Here is a 17114-nt window from a genome sequence, read left to right on the forward strand (position 1 = left end):
AGCATTCTCATTAGTGGCGCCCCCAACTGATGCCGGGTTCTCCGGACATCGCCATGAGGGGACCCCAGAATGTCCGTCAGAGCCAAGATCCGCGCGTGTTGTTCCCTTTCATCCGTGCTCGCGATCAGCCTGTTCACGGCTGCCAATGCCCATGCCGCAGCCGCCACCGAAGAAACCGCCCCTGACGCAGCGGTTACCGAAGGGCCCGACCCTGACGCGATCGTCGTTACCGGCGCCACCGAAACGACGGGCCTCAGCCTCTCCTCGCGCGAGACGCCGCAGTCGGTCACGGTCATCGACAGCGAGCGGATGCAGGAACAGGGGCTCTACGATATCTCCGAAGTGCTGGAGCAGATCGTAGGCATCCAGACGAACCGATCCAGCGCGCTGGGTACGGACGGCACGAACTACACCGCGCGCGGTTTCGAGGTGAAGAACTACCTGGTGGACGGCGTTGCGCGCCCGAGCAACCTCTACGGCTTCACCGAAGACACCGCCGACATGATCGCCTACGAGCGGATCGAGGTCATCCGCGGTTCCGCCGGCATGATGACCGGCACCGGCCAGCCTTCCGCCGCGATCAACATGATCCGCAAGCGCCCAGGTGAAACCACCCGCGCCAGCGTCTCGGCAACGCTCGGCTCATGGGACATGTACCGGCTCGAAGGCGATCTCGGCGGCGCGGTGACATCCGATGGACACGTCCGCGCCCGCGTTGCCGGGGCATGGCAGGACAACCAGACCTTCATCGATCGCGAACACGCCAAGCGGCAGGCGCTCTACGGCGTGGTCGAAGCGGACCTCGGCCCTAACACGCTGCTGACCGCGGGGGTCGAATACCAGAACTTCCGCAACGAGGGCGCTTCGCGCGGAGGCGTCCCGCTCTACTTCACGGACGGCACCCGGACGCACTTCTCGCGCTCCACCAACGGCGGCGCCAACTGGTCCGATTTCAGCCGCAAGAGCGTGAACCTGTTCGCCTCGGTGGCGCACGATTTCAGCCCGAACTGGCACCTGCAGGTCGATGCCGAGCACAAGTCCGGTTCCTACGACGAGACGATCGGATACTTCTTCGGCACCGCGATCGACAAGAACACCGGCCTTGGCGGCACGCTTTATTCCACCCGTTGGGCATCCGACCTCACGCTCGATGCGATATATGCCAACCTTCGCGGCACCTTCGAGGCATTCGGCCAGGAACAGCATGTCGCGCTGTCGCTCAGCCACGCCCAGTTCGATGACGACCAGACCCCCTACCCCGGCTGGTGGTATGGCGGCGACTACATGAAATCGGTCAACGCCTTCGAATTCTTCGAGAACGGCGAGACCACCAAGCCCGACCTGACGCCCACCGGCGACCTTGCCGGCAATCGCATCCGGACCAGCGCCGCTGCCGGTGTCGCCCGCCTCAAGCCGATCGCCCCGCTCTCCGTGATCGCGGGCGGCCGACTTACCTGGTGGAAGGGCGACAGCTATGCCGAGGACACGTCCGGCATCCGCACCTGGACGCGGGAAACGGATGAAAAGGCCGTCTTCACGCCTTATGCGGGGCTCGTGCTGGACTTCAGCAAGACCATTTCGGCATATGTAAGCTATGCGAGCGTCTTCGAGCCGCAGACCCAGCGCACCGTCGACGGCGACGTGATCGCCCCGCTCGAAGGCAATACTTACGAAGCGGGCCTCAAGGCGGATTTCCTCGACGGCAAGCTGAGTGCCAGCGCGGCGGTCTTCCGCATGAAGCAGGACAACTATGCCATGGCCGATGGCCCCGGCATCTTTGCACCCGACGGCAGCGCTGCCTATCACGCGGTGTCGGGCATGAAGTCGACCGGCTTCGAACTGGAAGTGAACGGCGAGATACTGCCCGGCTGGCTGGTGGCGGGCGGCTTCGCCAATGCGAAGGCGAAGGACCGCGACGGCGTGCGCCAGTTGCCGCAAATCGCCAGGGACAGCTTCAAGATGTTCACCTCCTACCGTCTTCCAGGAAACCTGGAAGGACTGACCCTGGGCGGTAACTTGCGCTGGCAGGGCAAGACCACGGCGGAAGGCGAAGGGCCCAACGGCGAAGTCTACACGCAAGGCAGCCTTGCGGTCGTCGACCTGCTGGCTAGCTATCGCTTCTCGCAGCGCCTGTCGCTTGCGGTCCACCTCGATAACGTCTTCGACAAGACGTATTATTCGGGCCTGTTCCTCGGCAGCGCCCGCTACGGCATGCCGCGCAACGTCACGGTGACCCTGCGCGGCAAGCTGTAACCCGTAACCTGCAAGCGGGCGCGCGACTGTCCCGAAAGGAACAGGGACGCGCCCGCAAGAAGGCCTAACCGCGTTTCCTCAAAAGCGCATCGTCAACGATCCGGTGACGGAACGCGGTGCGCCCGGGTAGATCCACAAGGCGCTGTAGCTGCTCTGCGCGTAAGTCTGGTCGAGAATGTTGTCCACCTCGATCCGTGCCGTAAGCTGCCGCGTAATCCGGTAAGCAAGGCTTGCCTTGGCCTTGAGGTAGCCGTCCAGCCTCAAGTCGCCACCATCGAGCGCCGCCGCGCGCGGGCCGACATAAGTGCCGCCCGCGCTCAGATCGAGGTCGCGTCCGGCCAGAGGCAGCTTCGCGAAAAGCTGCACGGTTCCGGAATGACGCGGAACGTTGAGCACGTCGCTGCCGGGAAACGCCGGATCGCGCGCCTCGGCATCGGTGTAGGCGTAGTTGCCGATCAGCCGGATGCGGGACGTAAGATCGATCTCGCCATCGAACTCCACCCCTCGCGAACGGATGCGGCCCACCGTGGCGAGATAGTTTGCATCGGCAGGATCGGCCGCCAGGATATTGCGCTTCGACACACTGAACCAGCTTACACCGGCGCGGAAGGCGGTAAACACCAGCTTTGCGCCGATCTCATAGCCCTTCCCCGTTTCCGGCGCGAAGGCGTTGCCGTCCCTGCCCACGCTGGAGTTGGGCCGGAAGCCCTCACCCCAGTTGGCGTGAAACGCAATGCGACGATCGGGCCGGAAACGCACACCTCCGCGAAACTCCAGCGGCTTGCGCTTCATCCTGCTGGACTGCCCGGTCAGCCGGTTGTCGATGCTCTGCGAAAGACGCTCGTAACGCATGCCCGCCACGAAACTGAGACTGTCGGTCGCCTCCCACATGTCCTGTGCATAGATGGCGCTGGCCTGCCGGTGCTCCAGTGTCGAAGTGAAAGGCGTCAGCAATCCTGCCGCGCCGCCATAGACGGGGTTCCAGACATCGATCGGATAGGAATTGTCGGCAGTGGGGCGGAAGCGGGCCTGCCAGGTGTCGAAGTCGAGATCGTACCACGTCACCCCCAGACTGGGCCGATGCGTGCCGAATGCCTCGAACACACCGCGAAGCTCCGCCCGCGCGGACCGGTCTTCAAGATTCCAGTCACGCAAACGGCGCTGGCGGCGCACCGTACCATCGGCAAGCAGCGTCGAGGCTTCCGAGGAGAAGCCGTGGATGCGCGCATCGCGGTAGGCACCCCCGCCGACCAGCGACCAGCCCTGCCCCAGATCCTGCTCGACGGTGAGTTGATGCCGCCAGTTGGTCGATGAGACACGTCCGTCGCCAGGCTCGCCGAGAAAACGGTCACGCGGCACTGCCTCGGTATCCGTGCCGATAGCCGGGATGCCCCGGTCAAAGGGGGAGCGGAAGGCGATGTACTCGCCCTGGTAGGTCAGGGTCGTGCCCGGCGCGAGGCGCCAACCGATCGAGGGCGCGAAGAGACGGCGGCGCAAATCCACATGGTCTCGGAAACCGTCGCTGTTCTCGATCGCGCCGACCAGCCGGATGGCAAGGTTTGCGGCAAGCAGCGATTCCACGTCGCCCTCCAGCCGCCAGGTGGCGAAGGAGCCCGCGCTCGCGGTCATCGTGCCGCCCTGCTCGAATTGCGGCTTCTTGGTCACCACGTTGACCGCGCCGGCCGGGTCCACCGAACCGAACACCGCCCCCACCGGGCCTTTCAGCACCTCGATCCGCTCGACATTCGCGGGATCGCGCGGCGGGCCAAAGCCGCGATTGGCAAGAAAGCCGTCCACGAAATACTCCGCGCCCGTATCGGGCGTGCCTAGAAATCCGCGGATCGCGTAATTGTCCCGCAGCCCGCCGAGATTGTTCTGCTGGGAAATGCCGCTCACCAGTTCCAGCGCATCGGCGAGGCGGCGGACGCCGTAATCGTCAAGGATCGTCCGGTCGAGGGCAATGCTCGCCTGCGACATGCGCTCGGTCACGAGGTCTGAACCGTTTACCCGGTCGATCCGGCTACGACCAAGCACCACGATCTCGTCCACCGAGGCGTGGTCGTGATCGCGATCCTCTTCCCGGGCACGCGTCTCTTCGTGATCGGTTTCGGCGGCAAGGACCGGGAGAGGCGCCGTGGCAGCACCAAGCATGAGAGCGGCACCAAGCACGTTGGAAACCGGACGATCGGGCATTTGCGGGGTCCGCATGGTCTAAGCGCTTTCTGACAAAGTGTTGCCCGCGGCCGATTTTCGGCGGGAGCAATTGCGTAATGATATATTGTCACATAAAGCCGGTGCCGAGCTACGCAAGATCAAAAAGGCCGAAATCGCCGTGCACAAATCGTCTACCCCATCGCGACGCCTGCGATGCCCGTCTCGCTCCCTGAGAGGGGCGGCAACGGGCGTGATCGGCCTGCTCCTTGCCATCGGCCCTGCAGCCGCGCAGGAGCGCCCTGCGCTCCCGCCGGTGTTGCCCTGGTCGGGGAAAAGCGAAAGGTCGATCGCCCGGATGGACGATCCCTGGATCACCCCCGCCGAATGGGCCGGCTTCCGGAAAACGCCCAGTCACGAGGAAACGCGGGCCTGGCTGGAGAAGCTGGTCGCCGCCTCGCCGCTGCTGGCGCTGGAGAACTTCGGCAAGAGCGCCGAAGGCCGGGATCTCTATCACGTCCGCGCCAGCAGCGGCAGCAACAGGCCGGTCGTGCTGATACAGGCAGGCATCCACGCTGGCGAGATCGACGGCAAGGACGCCGGTCTCATGCTACTGCGCGACATTGCGCTGCGCGGCAAGGCAGACCTGCTCGACAAGGTCGATCTTGTTTTCGTTCCGATATACAATGCCGACGGCCACGAGCGCGCCAGCCCGCGAAACTTCCCGCACCTGCGCGGCCCCGACAATCCGGGCACGGTCGCCACGGCGCAAGGTCTCAATCTCAATCGCGACTATGCCAAGGCCGATGCACCGGAAACGCAGGCGATGCTGTCTCTCTTGCGCCGGCTGGACCCGGTTCTCTACATTGACATGCACGTCTCGGAAGGCTTCGACCACGCCTATGACGTGACGTACACTTCGGCAGGCTGGGGGCGGCATTTCCAGTCGCAGGCGATAACCGAATGGCTGAACGGCCCGTTTCGCAGCGGCGTGGATGCCTTCCTGCGCGGGATGGGACACAACCCCCATTTCTATCCGAGCGCCAATGACGACCGCGATCTCGACAATGGCCTGCGCATCGCCGCCGAAGGACCGCGCTATTCGACCGGCTATGGCGACTTAGCGCGCATACCGACGGTCCTTGTCGAAATGCACAACCTCAAGCCCTACCGCCAGCGGGTGCTGGGCGCCTATGCGATGATGGAAGCCGCACTGCGCCAGACCGCCCGGGACCTGCCGCACTTGCAGGGAGCCATTTCCCGCGACCGTGCCGAGCGTCCCGAAACGCTCGCCCTGCGCTGGCAGCGGGATGACAGTCCGCTGGAATGGATCACGTTTTCCGGTGTGGCGCACGAGACCTATCGCTCCCCGGCCACGGGCGAGATGGAACTGCGCTACCTCGCCAGGCCCCGCCAACTGCGAATACCGGTGTTCGGGCAGAAGCCCGTGCTGACCGTCACCCTGCCCGAAGCCTGGTGGGTTCCTGCGGGCGCCACCGAAGTGATCCGGCGGCTAGACCTGCACGGCATCGCCTATGAACGCATCGAGGCTCCGCGCACCCTGGATCTCGACATGGTGCGGCTGATCCACGCCCGGCCCGGCCCGGTGAGCGAAGGACGCATGACGGTAGGCGGCGAGATGATTCACGAGACCCGCCGGGAAACGATGCCTTCAGGCTCCCTGCGCATTCCGCGGGATCAGCCGCGCGGGCTGCTTGCCGCCGAATTGCTGGAACCCGAAGCAGTGGATTCGTTCCTCGCCTGGGGCTTCTTTCCCGGCATGATCCAGATGCCGGATACACCTGACCGCCTTGCCAGCCTGTCCGTGGCGGAAGAACTGCTCCGAGCCGACCCCCAGGTTCGCGCCCAATTCGAGAGCAGGCTGGCGCAGGACGCGCAATTCGCGAACGATGCCGATGCGCGCCTTGCCTGGCTTGTTGCCCATACGCCGTTCGGCGACGACCGCGCAGGGCTCTATCCCATCGGACGCGAATTGTAGGCAGAGCGCCGTACCGTATCCGGGCGGCTGTCAGAGCATGCGATCCGCATCCTCCGGAAGGGGCAACCAGCACGTCTCCCGGCGGCCGAAGATCCGATAGCGGTTGCGCGCGATCAGGCGATAGGCGCGGTCCCGCACGAAACGAGGGACGAAGCGGGCCGCGCCGGCGATGCGCCACGGCCATCCCAATCCCGCGTAAATGGAAATGACGGCATCGCTGTCCCGAAGCACCTTCTTACCGTCGATCACCAGGATCGTGTCAGGGTCGAGAGGATCGACGCCGTGCTGCCGGAACAGCGCGGCCCCGATCTCGCCCTGCATCGGCGCCAGAAGGTACCGCCGCGCCCGGTCGTGCTTCAGGACGAACTGCGCATTGGCGGAGCAAAGTACGCAGTTCCCGTCGAACAGGATGATCGGGTGACCTTCAGGCATCGCGCCGTTCCATGCTGCCCGTGTAGCGAATGACACGGCCCAGCCAAGGAAGACTGACCGGCACGTCGAATATGTAGCGCCCCCGCTCCTCCCGCTCGCTGGCGTGGCAGCGAGGCCGCAGCCAGGAAGGCAGGGCCAGGCCGAGAAACCGGAATTCCTCAAGGTCCAGCAGCAACCGTCCGTCCTTCACCGACAGCCGGAAAACATTTGTGGCCGGGCCCATCCGCTCCACCACGCGCCCGCCTTTGACGGAGAGCTCACTTCGATAGCTGCGGCCAGCGAATGTCCGCAGCCAGTTCTCATGGCCCTTGCTTCTCTCGAAGACCACCGTAACCGGCACGCCCCGGCCCCGCGCAGGCAGATTCATCACTCGGCACAGCAGCCAAGCCGCGGGATTACGGCTGACCGTGATGTCGGCAAGCCCCTCCCAACGCTGTCTGTCGAAAGCGTCATGCGCCTCCTGCAGCAGCGGCGGCAGTGCATCCATCTCTTTTCCGAGCAACTGGCGAAACAACGGCGGGCTCACAACACGATCTCCGGTTTGGCTACCATCAGCCAGAAGATGACGATCACCCCGGCGAATGCCGGCCAGCCGAGCGCGAACCACCAGCGCGAGAGACGCAAGTAGCACGCCGGCAGCGCTTCGCCATCAGGGGTCTCGTCGGCGATCCGGCGCATCGCGATCTGGATGAAGACCACCGGTACCCAGCAGGCCCCCACAACGACATAGAGCGCCATGGCCAGCACCAGCCAGCCGCTCGTCAGCGGAAAGCCCGCGATCCGCGCCAGCCACACGCCCGTCACCGGTTGGACGATAACGGCGGGTGTCGTGAACAGCCAGTCTGCCAGAACCACATTGCGGTTCACCGCCCGACGCGCGGCCAGCGGTCCGCTCCGGTTCACCATCCAGCCGTGGAACGCGGTGCCGAGGCCGGTTCCGAACAGCAGCGTGGAACTGAGAATATGGATCAGCTTGAGAAGCAGGTAATCATCCACGGCGCGTCTCCAGAACATGCACGACCAGCGAAAGGCCGAGCACGGCAAGGTTCTTGACGAGCGGCCCGAACGGGTCCGCCCAGAGTTCGGGGGCGATCGTGGTGAGGATCGCGGTATAGACGCCCATCAGCGCCACGCCCGCAAGCGCGGCGCCGTGCCGCCGGGCCGCAATGGCCAGTCCCACCGCAATGTCGGCCAGCGATCCGGCCCAGAGCACGGCGAAAGCAGCCGCGCCGCCCAATCCCAGCTTTGCGAGCCAGGCATCGATCGCGAAGCCCGGCGCCGCTCCGATCGAGACCAGTCCCCCTGCGAGCCAGACCAGCGCCAGCAACCACCGCGCCACCGGGATCACCGGCGCCAGCCGGGCTGCCGCCACGTCGGCCGCCGTCGCCGGATGCAATGCAAGCATCTGCTCGACGGGGCTGGGCCTGCCCTCCGTCGCTTCAAGAAGGTGCGCCATCGGCGCGGTATTCCCCGCCTCCAGCATTGCCAGGCTCTCCGGTGTCGCCGGACCGATCCCGAGGCGAGCGGCCAGCGCCAGCAGATTGCGGGGGACAGCAAGCTGCGGCGCCCTGCCCCGGCCCAGCCAGCGCCGGATGACGGCGGTCAGTTCATCGGTGGTCATCGGCTCAGGCCCAACGGCATCGAGGCGATGATGCAGCGGGGCAGGCGCACGAAGCAGACGCAGCAGGATATCGACGAGATCGTCGACATGGATCGGCTGCACCTGCCATTGCCCGGTTCCGAGACGCGGAACGATGGGCAAGGCGGCGAGCGCCGCGAACAACGCCATGCTCGCGCCCCCCTGCCGAGCACCAGCGACGGCCGCACGACCGCCCAGCCCATCACTGTCCCATCCGCTCCGAGCCGCGCGAGATAATCGTCCGCCGCGCGCTTGCTGCGATGGTAAGGCGTGACGCCGGTGTGGTCAGCCCCCAGCGCCGAAACCTGGATCACCCTGCCGACCCCTGCCGCGAGAGCCGCGTCGAACAGCGCTGTGGCACCGTGTTCGTGCACGCCGGCATAGTCGGCTCCCCGTCCGATGATCCCGGCGCAGTTCACGATCGCGTCGACCCCGCGCAGCCTTTCGGCCCATTGCGCGCGATCGTCGCGGGCGAGATCGCAGGCGATGGTTTCCACACCGGCAAGCCTGCGCGACAGGCTCGCCGGTTCGCGCCCGGCAGCGACGACCTGCAGTCCTTCGACTACCAGCCGTCCTACCAGATGCCGCCCGATGAAGCCTCCGGCTCCGACGACGAGTACCCGCATCCCTTCCTCCTCAGGCGTCATGGAAAGCGTGGCGGGGGGTGCGGCTCCATACCGCGAAGCCCATGCCGACGAGCGCCAGAAGCACACCCATGAGAGCGCTCGTCATGGTCCCCTGCACAAGCTCGGTCGGATCGGTTGCGACGCCTCTCAGCGAAACGAACAGCAGCGGCGTGGCCACCATCATCACCACCGACCAGACTGCCCAGAACCGCGAGCGCTGCTCCGTCCCGCACAGTTCGGCCAGCAGGATCGAGAGCGGTCGCCACAGCACTACCGCAGCAAGCGTCGCGATCAGCGCAGTCAGCGCATAAGTCAGCAAAAGGGCGGCAATCGGTATCAACATGGCAGTTTCCTTCGGAATCGCCGCTCCGGCTTGGCGCGGCGTCGGCAACCCATTCGCAAGTGGCATGCCAATTGCTCGATCATTCCGTGAATGCCCGGAATCCGAGCTTTTTCGAGGTCCCGGCCCGCGCAGATGTTAACGACGTGAACGGAAAACGATGATAGAGCCGTCAACGATGGATACAGCGATCGGCATCACTGCCTACGTCGGCGCGCTCACGCTGACAGCGATTGCCAGCTTGCTGCTGGGAGGCTTCGTGCTGATGCGCGCCCGAAAGCTGCCGGGATCGTCACTGCTCGCCGCCTTCCTTGCCGGAGTGGGCATCTGGAGCATCGCGCAAGTGGCGCCGGCCGTCATCGGCCTGCGGGCCGGGCCGTTCACCGTCCCCCTCATCGCCCTCTCGCCCCTGCCCGCCGCTGCCTTCGTCCACCTTGTCTTTGCATTCGCGCTATGCGGATCGTTGCGCCCTGTCGCGCTGGCAAGCTATGCCCTGGCAAGCTTCGCCGCCTTGGTCGGGCTCCTCTTCGGGGTCGGCGAGGTCATACCCTGGCACGGGTTTGCGGGCTTCTTCGTCCCTTCGCCGGTGGGATGGGGTGTGCTGGGCGTGGCGGCCATCCTGTCGGTCGCGGGACATCTGCGGCTCCTCCGGGTCTGGCGGCGGCAGGCCGGGCTGCAGGGACAACAGGCGGGCGCCGTATTCGTCTCCAGCCTGCTTGGCCTCGCGGCTCTCTCCGGCTTTGCCTTTCCCGCGTTCGGGATCGATGCCTACCCATGGCCGGTACTGCTCCTGCCCCTCTATTCGGTTGCGCTCGTCTACGGCATCGTGCGCCACAACTTCATGCTGGCCGATGTCTGGGCACGCCGCGCCCTGGTCTGGCTGCTGCTCATCGCGGGGGCCGGAGGGGCAAGCGTATTCATCGCCGCATTGCCGCTGGCCCTTGCGGATCGTCCGGTGGGTTTCCTCGCGACCTGGACCGCACTGGCCGCCACGCTCATGCTGGGACTGGCGATCCTCACCCCGCTCAAGCGCATGGCCGATCGCTTCGTCTTTCCCGGCGCGCGGATCGAAGAAGCGGACATCGCGGGATGGCGCGACCTTCTGGCACAGGCTTCCGACGAGACAGAACTGACGGCCATGGCCAATGAGCTGCTGCAACGACACCTTGCGCTTCCTGCAGGGGGGCCCGACCTTCGGATAGACGGGGATTCCGTCTCCCTGCGCGGTTGGGAAGATGCCCCCGCAGCCACCCGCCACGCTGCCGAGCGCTTCACCGAGATTGCCGCCGAAAGCGCAAGGCGCCTGTCCTCCGCACGCCGCCTCGTCGATGCGGAACGCGAAGCGCGCCTTGCCGAACTGGGCGCTCTTGCGGCAACGGTGGCGCACGATCTGCGAAACCCGCTGGGCATCGTCCAGATGGCCGCCACAGCCGCACCGCCCGGCGTCCGCGCCGAAATCGGCGAGCAGGTGGCGCGGATGAACGCGCTCGTCACCGATATTCTCGACTATGCCCGCGCCTGGACGATCGCCCCCCGGCCGCTGCGTCTGAGTGAACTGCTCACCTCGTTCGGGGTGGATACCCAGGTGCCGCCGGACCTGGAAGTGATGGCGGACCGGATGGCCCTGGTCAGGGCACTGACGAACCTGATCGACAATGCCCGCGCCATGGGGACACAGGTATCGGTGATCGCCGAGGATGGTCGCGCCGTCACCATCGACGTCTGCGATGATGGCCCGGGCATCGCGCCCGAAATCGCGGCAAACCTGTTCCGCCCCTTCGTGTCTCGCCGTCCGGGAGGGACGGGCCTTGGCCTCGCCATCGTCCTGCGGATCATGGAGGCACACGGCGGCACCGTGACACTCGCCGACCGCCCCGGCTGGTCAACCTGCTTTCGCCTGACTTTCGAGAGAGCCCTATGATCCTGCTGGCCGATGACGAACCCGCATTCCAGCGCCTGACCGCCGGATGGCTGCGCTCGCTGGGACACGAGGTGACCACCGCAGGTGACGGCGACACGGCGCGGTCCGCCTTCGAGGCCCATGGCGCCGACGTGGTCCTGCTGGACCTCGCAATGCCGCCTCACCACGATCCCGAAGCCGGTCTCGCCCTGATCCGCCAATTCGCGCCCTCTCCGGTCGTGGTGATGACAGGCCACGCGGACCAGCCCCTCGCGCTCAAGGCGATCGAGGCGGGCGCATGGGATTTCCTCGCCAAGCCGGTCGACCCGGACATGCTCAAGGTCGTCGTCGAACGCGCGCTGGAACGCGCGCGTCTGGCCCGGGAACTCGCCGCGGCCCAGGCCCGCGAACATGCCGCCGAAGACATGGGCCTTATCGGCCAATCGCAGGCCATGGTGTCCTTGCGCGACCTGATCCGCCGCGTGGCCCCCACCACCTTGCCGGTCATGGTGCTGGGGCCGAGCGGCACCGGCAAGGAACTCGTGGCGCGGGCGATACACACTGCCTCGCCGCGCGCGGCGCGCACGCTGGTCCCGGTCCATTGCGGCGCGGTTCCGGCGGACCTGCTCGAAAGCGAATTGTTCGGCCACCTCAAGGGCAGCTTCACCGGGGCCCACGCCGACCGACCCGGGCTTGTCGAAACCGCGTCGCACGGAACCCTGTTCCTTGACGAAATCGGTGAGATGCCAGCAGCGATGCAGGTCAAGCTGCTGCGCTTTCTCGCCGATGGCAGCTACCAGCCGGTCGGCGCACGGGACGTTCGTCATGCGGACGTCCGGATAATTGCCGCCACGCACCGCGACCTTGCCGCCGCCGTGGCCGAAGGCAGCTTCCGCGAGGATCTCTACTACCGGTTGAAAGGCGTCGTCCTCAAGGTGCCGGCCCTTGAGGACCGAGCCGGAGACGTGGCGCTGCTGGCCAGGGTGTTCCTGCGGCGCGTCGATGGTGCTCCCGCCCATTTTGCGCCCGGCGCGCTGGAATGGCTGGAAGGCCATGGCTGGCCCGGAAACGTGCGCGAACTGCGTTCGGTAGTCGAATGCGCCGCCGCGCTGGCCCCGCAGAGCCCCGGCGGCAGGGTCATCGGCATCGCCGACCTCGCCTTCGCAATGGGAGAGGATGCCGCAACGGCCGTCGCCGAAAGCCCGCCGCCTTCCTCCCGCCAGTCGTTGCAGGAGGAAGTGATGGAACTGGAACGGCGGCGCATCACCGAAGCGCTGGAACGCACGGGCCACAATCACACGCATACCGCGCGTGAACTGGGCCTCTCCCGGGTAGGCCTGCTCAAGAAGATGGACCGGATGGCGCTGCGCTAGGCGGCGAATTTTCGACGCGCCTAGGGCCGGCAACACTGTTGCGAACCGGTCGCAAATGCCCTAGCGGCTATCTCTCTGTAATGCTTGAACGGGTGGCGAGTCTTGGCGGATCGGGCGCTGAAACGCCTGTATCTGACGCATAAGCGCTCGGTGCAGGATTATCTTACACGGAAGCTGCGAGACCCGGTTCTGGCCGCAGACCTCACACAGGATGCCTTCGTACGGATCGCGGAGAGCGGACGGCTGGATACGATCGGCAACGCCCGGTCCTATCTCTATCGCACCGCGCACAACCTCGCGATAGACCACGTCCGCAAGCCGGAACGGCGCTACACCGAACACGCGGATGACGAGCGTATTGCTAATGTCCCCGAAGATATCCCCGCGGTGGATGACACCGTCGCGGCTCGGCAGACGCTGGAACGCCTGCATGACGTAGTAGGCGAGTTACCGGAACGAACCCGGCATGTGTTCGTGCTGAACAAGATCGAGGGCCTCAGCTATGCCGAGACGGCAGACCGCCTCGGCATTTCGGAGAGTTCCGTGCAAAAGCACCTGCGTATGGCGCTGGCCCATGCGATCAAGCGCCTGAAGCTCCAATAGACATGGCGATGCAGCGAAATTTACTCCCGATGGACGCGCCGACCGTCCTCCATGGTGATCGCACGAGGCGATCTTCCGTCAGGGGCGGGCGATCATGAACAGCGAAACACCTGCCGACGGGCAGCGGATCGACGATATCGCGGTGGAATGGATCATCCGGGTCGGCGGCGAACCTCTCGGCGAGCATGAAAAGCAGGCGCTCGATGCCTGGCTCCAGGCAGATCGTCGCCATGCGGCGGCCTTTGCCCACGCCAGATCGACCTGGGCCAGTCTCGGCGCCCTTGCCGAACATCCCGGCCGCCTGCTGGAAGACTTGCCCCCCGCAGCTCACGCGGTGGCTCCCAGCTTGCGGAACCGCGCCTTGCACCGGATCGTGAGCGCGGGTGCCATCGCCGCCTGCGCGGCCCTCCTCATCGGCACGGGCTCGCTGTGGTACGGCGATCCGCTGACCATGTTGCGGGCGGACTATCGCACCGGAACCGGAGAAACCCGGATGGTGACGCTGGCGGACGGATCGCGCGTGCAACTCGGCCCGGACAGCGCCATAGCCGCGCGGTTCAGCGGAACGGAACGCCGCGTCGATCTTCTGGCGGGGGTCGCAGCCTTTGCAGCCGTTCCGAAAGCACGGGCGGGGAATCGTCCCTTCATCGTGTCGGCCGCCAACGGCGAGGCACGCGCCCTAGGCACCCGCTTCATCGTGGACCGCGTTCCCGGATCGGTGAGCGTGACCGTGGCGGAGCACCAGGTCCGCATTTCGGCGAGCGGCGGATCGACGGCCCGCGCGGCCGTCCTGTCGCCCGGACAGCAGGTCGAATATGGCGCAGGCGGTCTCAGAGTAACGAGGCGGATCGACGTGGATCAGGCCCTGAGTTGGCAGCGCGGACGCCTGATCGTCAATGCGGCGCCACTGGGAGATGCGGTCGCCCGGTTCAACCGTTACCGTCACGGCCGCATAGTGGTGGCGCGGTCCGCGCTGGCAACGCGCAAGGTCAGCGGCGTCTTCGATACCAACGACATCGAGGGCGCAGTGGCGACGATCGCAGGCGAGCTCAAACTCCGGACCATGCGGGTTGGTCCGCTCCTGACGCTTCTCTACTAAGGTTCTCTTTTTTCCGCTCCTGACGAATTTCTCGAATATTTTTACCGGACCTGCCCCACTCCCCCGTCCTTACCCTTGAGAGACGCTAATGCATGTCATTCGCGCAATTCAATCTGGCAAGGGAATGATCGAATGGGGGTTGGTTACATGGGGACCGCAAACGACGGGTACCGGGCCGCGAGTCTTGCAACGGCAAGCGTTCTGGCGCTGCTTGCCGGGGGCTTCGCGCTTCCCGTGGCAGCGGGTGCGCAGGCCCCGGTCGCTGCGCGGCAGGGACAGGTCGCGTTCGACATTCCGGCGCAGGACCTGAACAGAGCGCTGCTCACGCTTACCGACAAGGCCGGGCTCCAGATTTTCTACGACCTGGAAAAGGTCTCCGGAAAGCAGAGCACGGCCGTTCGCGGCAATTTCGCGCCGGCAGAGGCGCTCTCCCGGCTGCTGTCGGGAACCGGCCTGACGTTCCGCTTCCTCAACGGCAACCGGGTCCAGATCGAACCCGCGCCGAAATCGGGCGACGGCGCGGTGCAACTCGGTCCGGTCCGTGTCGAAGGCGCTGGAGACGCCGCAACCGGACTTGCCGCCAGTTCCGCATCGGACATGCTCTCGTCGGAAGGGTCGCGCTCCTATACGGCCCGCGGAGCCGTCACGTCCTCCAAACTGCCGCTGACGCTTCGGGAAACGCCGCAATCGGTCACGGTCATCACCCGCCAGCAGATCGAAGACCGCAACTTCATGACGATCGACGACGCGGTCGAGGCGGCAACCGGGATGTCCGCCACCACGGCCAACCTCGGTTCGAACACCTTCAACGCGCGCGGTTTCTCGGTCGGCGCAACCCAGATCGACGGTATCCCCGGCGCGGGCGGAACGACGGGCGGATACACGCCCAATTCCGCGATGTTCGACCGGATCGAAATCGTGCGAGGCGCGGCGGGGCTGGTCACGGGCACGGGCAACCCCGGCGGCGTCGTCAACCTCGTGCGCAAGCGTCCGCTGGAAGAACAGCGATACGGGCTCGTCCTTCACGCCGGCAGCTGGAACCAGTTTCGCGCCGAAGCGGACATCAGTGTCCCGGTAACCGACTGGCTTCGCGTGCGCGGGGTCGCGGCTTACGAGGACCGCAAGTTCTTCGTGGACCTGCAACACGCCAAGCGTCCGCTGTTCTACGGCATCGCCGAAGTCGATGCGACCTCGACCACGCTTGTGACCCTGGGCGCAAGCTATGAGGAGAACCGGACCGACAGCTTCTTCAACAGCGGCCTGCCGCTCTATTCCGACGGTACCGACCCCCATCTGCCGCGCTCCTCACGCGGGCTCGCTCCCGGATGGAACTTCTTCGATGTCGAGGCGAGCAACATCTTCGGCAGCGTGGAACAGCAACTCGGCGGCGCATGGAAAGCCAGGGTTTCGGCGAACAAGCAGCACTGGATGCAGGTCTACGTCTCGCCGAACATCAATGCCGCAATCGATCCGGTCACCGGAATCGGTCCGCGCCTGACCAGCAGCATCTCGAAGATCTACAACCCGCGCGACCGCCTGGGCTTCGACGGTCAGGTCAGCGGCGATGTCCGGCTGTTCGGCCGATCGCACGAGGTCATGCTGGGCGCGTCCTATGCCAGCGAGACTGTCAAGAAGCCGAAGACGGCGGTGGGAACCGTCGTCCCGGTGGTGCAATCCATCTTCGATGCCGATCCCTGGGCGACGCCGGAACCGGACTTCCCCGAACCCACGCCCACCGGTCGGTACAGCAAGACCGAAGAGACTGGCATCTACGGCGTGGCCCGGCTGAACATCGCCGATCCGCTGAAGATCATCCTCGGCGGGCGACTGAGCACCTACAAGACCGATACGCGCGCCAACCTGACCTCGGCCCATGCGCTGACCAAGGAGAGCAACGTCTTCACCCCTTATGGCGGGATCATTCTCGACGTAAGCCGCAACTGGTCGGTCTATGCCAGTTACGCCGATATCTTCCGGGTCCAGAACACCCTCTACACCGCGGATGGCACGACGCTGGAGCCCGCTGTGGGCGCGAATTACGAGTTCGGCGTCAAGGGCGAGTTCTACGGCGGCAAGCTGAACACCTCTTTCGCGCTATTCCGCATCGTCGAGAGCAACCGCTCGCAGCAGGACCCGGACAACCCGGCACCCTGCGCCGGTTCGCCGACGGGGGATGCCTGTTATGTCGCCGATGGCAAAGTGCGCGGACAGGGCTTCGAAACCGAGATTTCGGGCGAAGTCGTTCCCGGCCTCCAGGTCATCGCAGGCTACACCTATACCGACACGAAATACCTGCGCGATCGCACTGGAACCGGCGCGCCAAGCGCAAACGAGGGGCTCGCGTTCAACACCACCACCCCGAAACACCTGCTTCGGGTCTGGTCGACCTATACCCTGCCGGGCAAGCTGGACCGGCTGACCGTGGGCGGCGGCATCAACGCGCAGAGCCGCATCTACCGCCTGTCCGGCATCTACACGATCGAGCAGAAGGCCTACGCCCTCGTCAGTGCGCGGGTCGCGTTCGACGTCAACGAGCACGTGAAGCTCGCCGTCAATGCCAACAACGTGTTCGACAAGCGCTATTACCAGCGCATCGGCACGCTGGCCTCCGACAACCGCTATGGCGAACCCCGCTCGGTCCTGTTCAACGCCCGGTTCACCTACTGATGCCGGAACGCCGGTCATGCACCCCGGAGGCG

14 protein-coding genes are annotated in these 17114 nt (G+C 65.6%); 7 read left to right on the plus strand and 7 right to left on the minus strand.

All coding sequences use genetic code 11. The features are described 5' to 3' along the window. The first annotated feature begins 69 nt into the window (after positions 1-69). Positions 70-2253, plus strand: a complete 2184-nt coding sequence (locus ACXJ16_RS21150; protein WP_463923271.1) for a TonB-dependent siderophore receptor — start codon at positions 70-72, stop codon at positions 2251-2253. A gap of 78 nt (positions 2254-2331) precedes the next feature. On the opposite strand, the gene ACXJ16_RS21155 is transcribed toward ACXJ16_RS21150, so the two are convergent. Further along, a complete protein-coding gene (locus tag ACXJ16_RS21155; RefSeq protein WP_463923272.1) occupies positions 2332-4446 on the minus strand; it encodes a TonB-dependent siderophore receptor in 2115 nt (704 codons plus the stop codon). A gap of 211 nt (positions 4447-4657) precedes the next feature. On the opposite strand from ACXJ16_RS21155, the gene ACXJ16_RS21160 reads away from it, so the two are divergent. Continuing rightward, positions 4658-6403 carry a M14 family metallopeptidase gene (locus ACXJ16_RS21160; RefSeq protein WP_463923273.1) on the plus strand — a complete coding sequence of 582 codons (1746 nt, stop codon included), beginning with the start codon at positions 4658-4660 and terminating at the stop codon, positions 6401-6403. Positions 6404-6433: 30 nt separating this feature from the next. Here ACXJ16_RS21160 and ACXJ16_RS21165 read toward each other — a convergent pair whose 3' ends face one another. Genes ACXJ16_RS21165 through ACXJ16_RS21190 form a run of 6 tightly spaced genes read right to left on the minus strand, consistent with a single transcriptional unit; the run spans position 6434 to position 9443 of the window. After that, a complete protein-coding gene (locus ACXJ16_RS21165; RefSeq protein WP_185999872.1) occupies positions 6434-6835 on the minus strand; it encodes a thiol-disulfide oxidoreductase DCC family protein in 402 nt (133 codons plus the stop codon). Continuing rightward, positions 6828-7361, minus strand: coding sequence for a DUF4166 domain-containing protein (locus ACXJ16_RS21170; RefSeq protein ID WP_463923274.1), 534 nt, complete (start codon positions 7359-7361; stop codon positions 6828-6830). Before ACXJ16_RS21170 ends, ACXJ16_RS21165 begins: the two co-directional genes overlap by 8 nt. Beyond that, positions 7358-7831: a DUF2269 family protein gene (locus tag ACXJ16_RS21175; protein ID WP_054436377.1), complete on the minus strand. Its 474-nt coding sequence runs from the start codon at positions 7829-7831 to the stop codon at positions 7358-7360. Before ACXJ16_RS21175 ends, ACXJ16_RS21170 begins: the two co-directional genes overlap by 4 nt. Then, positions 7824-8456, minus strand: a complete 633-nt coding sequence (locus tag ACXJ16_RS21180) for a DoxX-like family protein (protein WP_463923306.1) — start codon at positions 8454-8456, stop codon at positions 7824-7826. Before ACXJ16_RS21180 ends, ACXJ16_RS21175 begins: the two co-directional genes overlap by 8 nt. Next, positions 8453-9100, minus strand: coding sequence for an SDR family NAD(P)-dependent oxidoreductase (locus ACXJ16_RS21185; RefSeq protein WP_463923275.1), 648 nt, complete (start codon positions 9098-9100; stop codon positions 8453-8455). Before ACXJ16_RS21185 ends, ACXJ16_RS21180 begins: the two co-directional genes overlap by 4 nt. Before the next feature lie 10 nt (positions 9101-9110). Continuing rightward, a complete protein-coding gene (locus ACXJ16_RS21190; RefSeq protein ID WP_185999875.1) occupies positions 9111-9443 on the minus strand; it encodes a hypothetical protein in 333 nt (110 codons plus the stop codon). Positions 9444-9618: 175 nt separating this feature from the next. On the opposite strand from ACXJ16_RS21190, the gene ACXJ16_RS21195 reads away from it, so the two are divergent. From ACXJ16_RS21195 to ACXJ16_RS21215, 5 genes are all read left to right on the plus strand, one after another. Continuing rightward, positions 9619-11361 carry an ATP-binding protein gene (locus tag ACXJ16_RS21195; RefSeq protein WP_463923276.1) on the plus strand — a complete coding sequence of 581 codons (1743 nt, stop codon included), beginning with the start codon at positions 9619-9621 and terminating at the stop codon, positions 11359-11361. Beyond that, a complete protein-coding gene (locus ACXJ16_RS21200; protein WP_463923277.1) occupies positions 11358-12713 on the plus strand; it encodes a sigma-54-dependent transcriptional regulator in 1356 nt (451 codons plus the stop codon). Before ACXJ16_RS21195 ends, ACXJ16_RS21200 begins: the two co-directional genes overlap by 4 nt. 102 nt (positions 12714-12815) lie before the next feature. Beyond that, on the plus strand, positions 12816-13316 hold the full coding sequence (locus tag ACXJ16_RS21205) for an RNA polymerase sigma factor (protein WP_054436379.1): 501 nt from the start codon (positions 12816-12818) through the stop codon (positions 13314-13316). Positions 13317-13410: 94 nt separating this feature from the next. Then, positions 13411-14415, plus strand: a complete 1005-nt coding sequence (locus ACXJ16_RS21210) for a FecR family protein (protein ID WP_463923278.1) — start codon at positions 13411-13413, stop codon at positions 14413-14415. Positions 14416-14562: 147 nt separating this feature from the next. Next, the gene (locus ACXJ16_RS21215; RefSeq protein ID WP_463923279.1) at positions 14563-17082 is read left to right on the plus strand and encodes a TonB-dependent siderophore receptor; all 2520 of its coding nucleotides are present in this window, start codon (positions 14563-14565) and stop codon (positions 17080-17082) included. The last annotated feature ends 32 nt before the right edge of the window (positions 17083-17114 follow it).

This window comes from Novosphingobium sp. TK71 (genome assembly GCF_055361505.1).

What these genes read in the sequence shown, in the direction of transcription:
- ACXJ16_RS21150 (WP_463923271.1), top strand. Translation starts at nt 70, where the DNA reads ATGTCCGTCAGAGCCAAGATCCGCGCGTGTTGTTCCCTTTCATCCGTG.
- ACXJ16_RS21165 (WP_185999872.1), bottom strand. Translation starts at nt 6,835, where the DNA reads ATGCCTGAAGGTCACCCGATCATCCTGTTCGACGGGAACTGCGTACTT.
- ACXJ16_RS21210 (WP_463923278.1), top strand. Translation starts at nt 13,411, where the DNA reads ATGAACAGCGAAACACCTGCCGACGGGCAGCGGATCGACGATATCGCG.
- ACXJ16_RS21195 (WP_463923276.1), top strand. Translation starts at nt 9,619, where the DNA reads ATGGATACAGCGATCGGCATCACTGCCTACGTCGGCGCGCTCACGCTG.
- ACXJ16_RS21185 (WP_463923275.1), bottom strand. Translation starts at nt 9,100, where the DNA reads ATGCGGGTACTCGTCGTCGGAGCCGGAGGCTTCATCGGGCGGCATCTG.
- ACXJ16_RS21180 (WP_463923306.1), bottom strand. Translation starts at nt 8,456, where the DNA reads ATGACCACCGATGAACTGACCGCCGTCATCCGGCGCTGGCTGGGCCGG.
- ACXJ16_RS21155 (WP_463923272.1), bottom strand. Translation starts at nt 4,446, where the DNA reads ATGCCCGATCGTCCGGTTTCCAACGTGCTTGGTGCCGCTCTCATGCTT.
- ACXJ16_RS21200 (WP_463923277.1), top strand. Translation starts at nt 11,358, where the DNA reads ATGATCCTGCTGGCCGATGACGAACCCGCATTCCAGCGCCTGACCGCC.
- ACXJ16_RS21215 (WP_463923279.1), top strand. Translation starts at nt 14,563, where the DNA reads ATGGGGACCGCAAACGACGGGTACCGGGCCGCGAGTCTTGCAACGGCA.
- ACXJ16_RS21190 (WP_185999875.1), bottom strand. Translation starts at nt 9,443, where the DNA reads ATGTTGATACCGATTGCCGCCCTTTTGCTGACTTATGCGCTGACTGCG.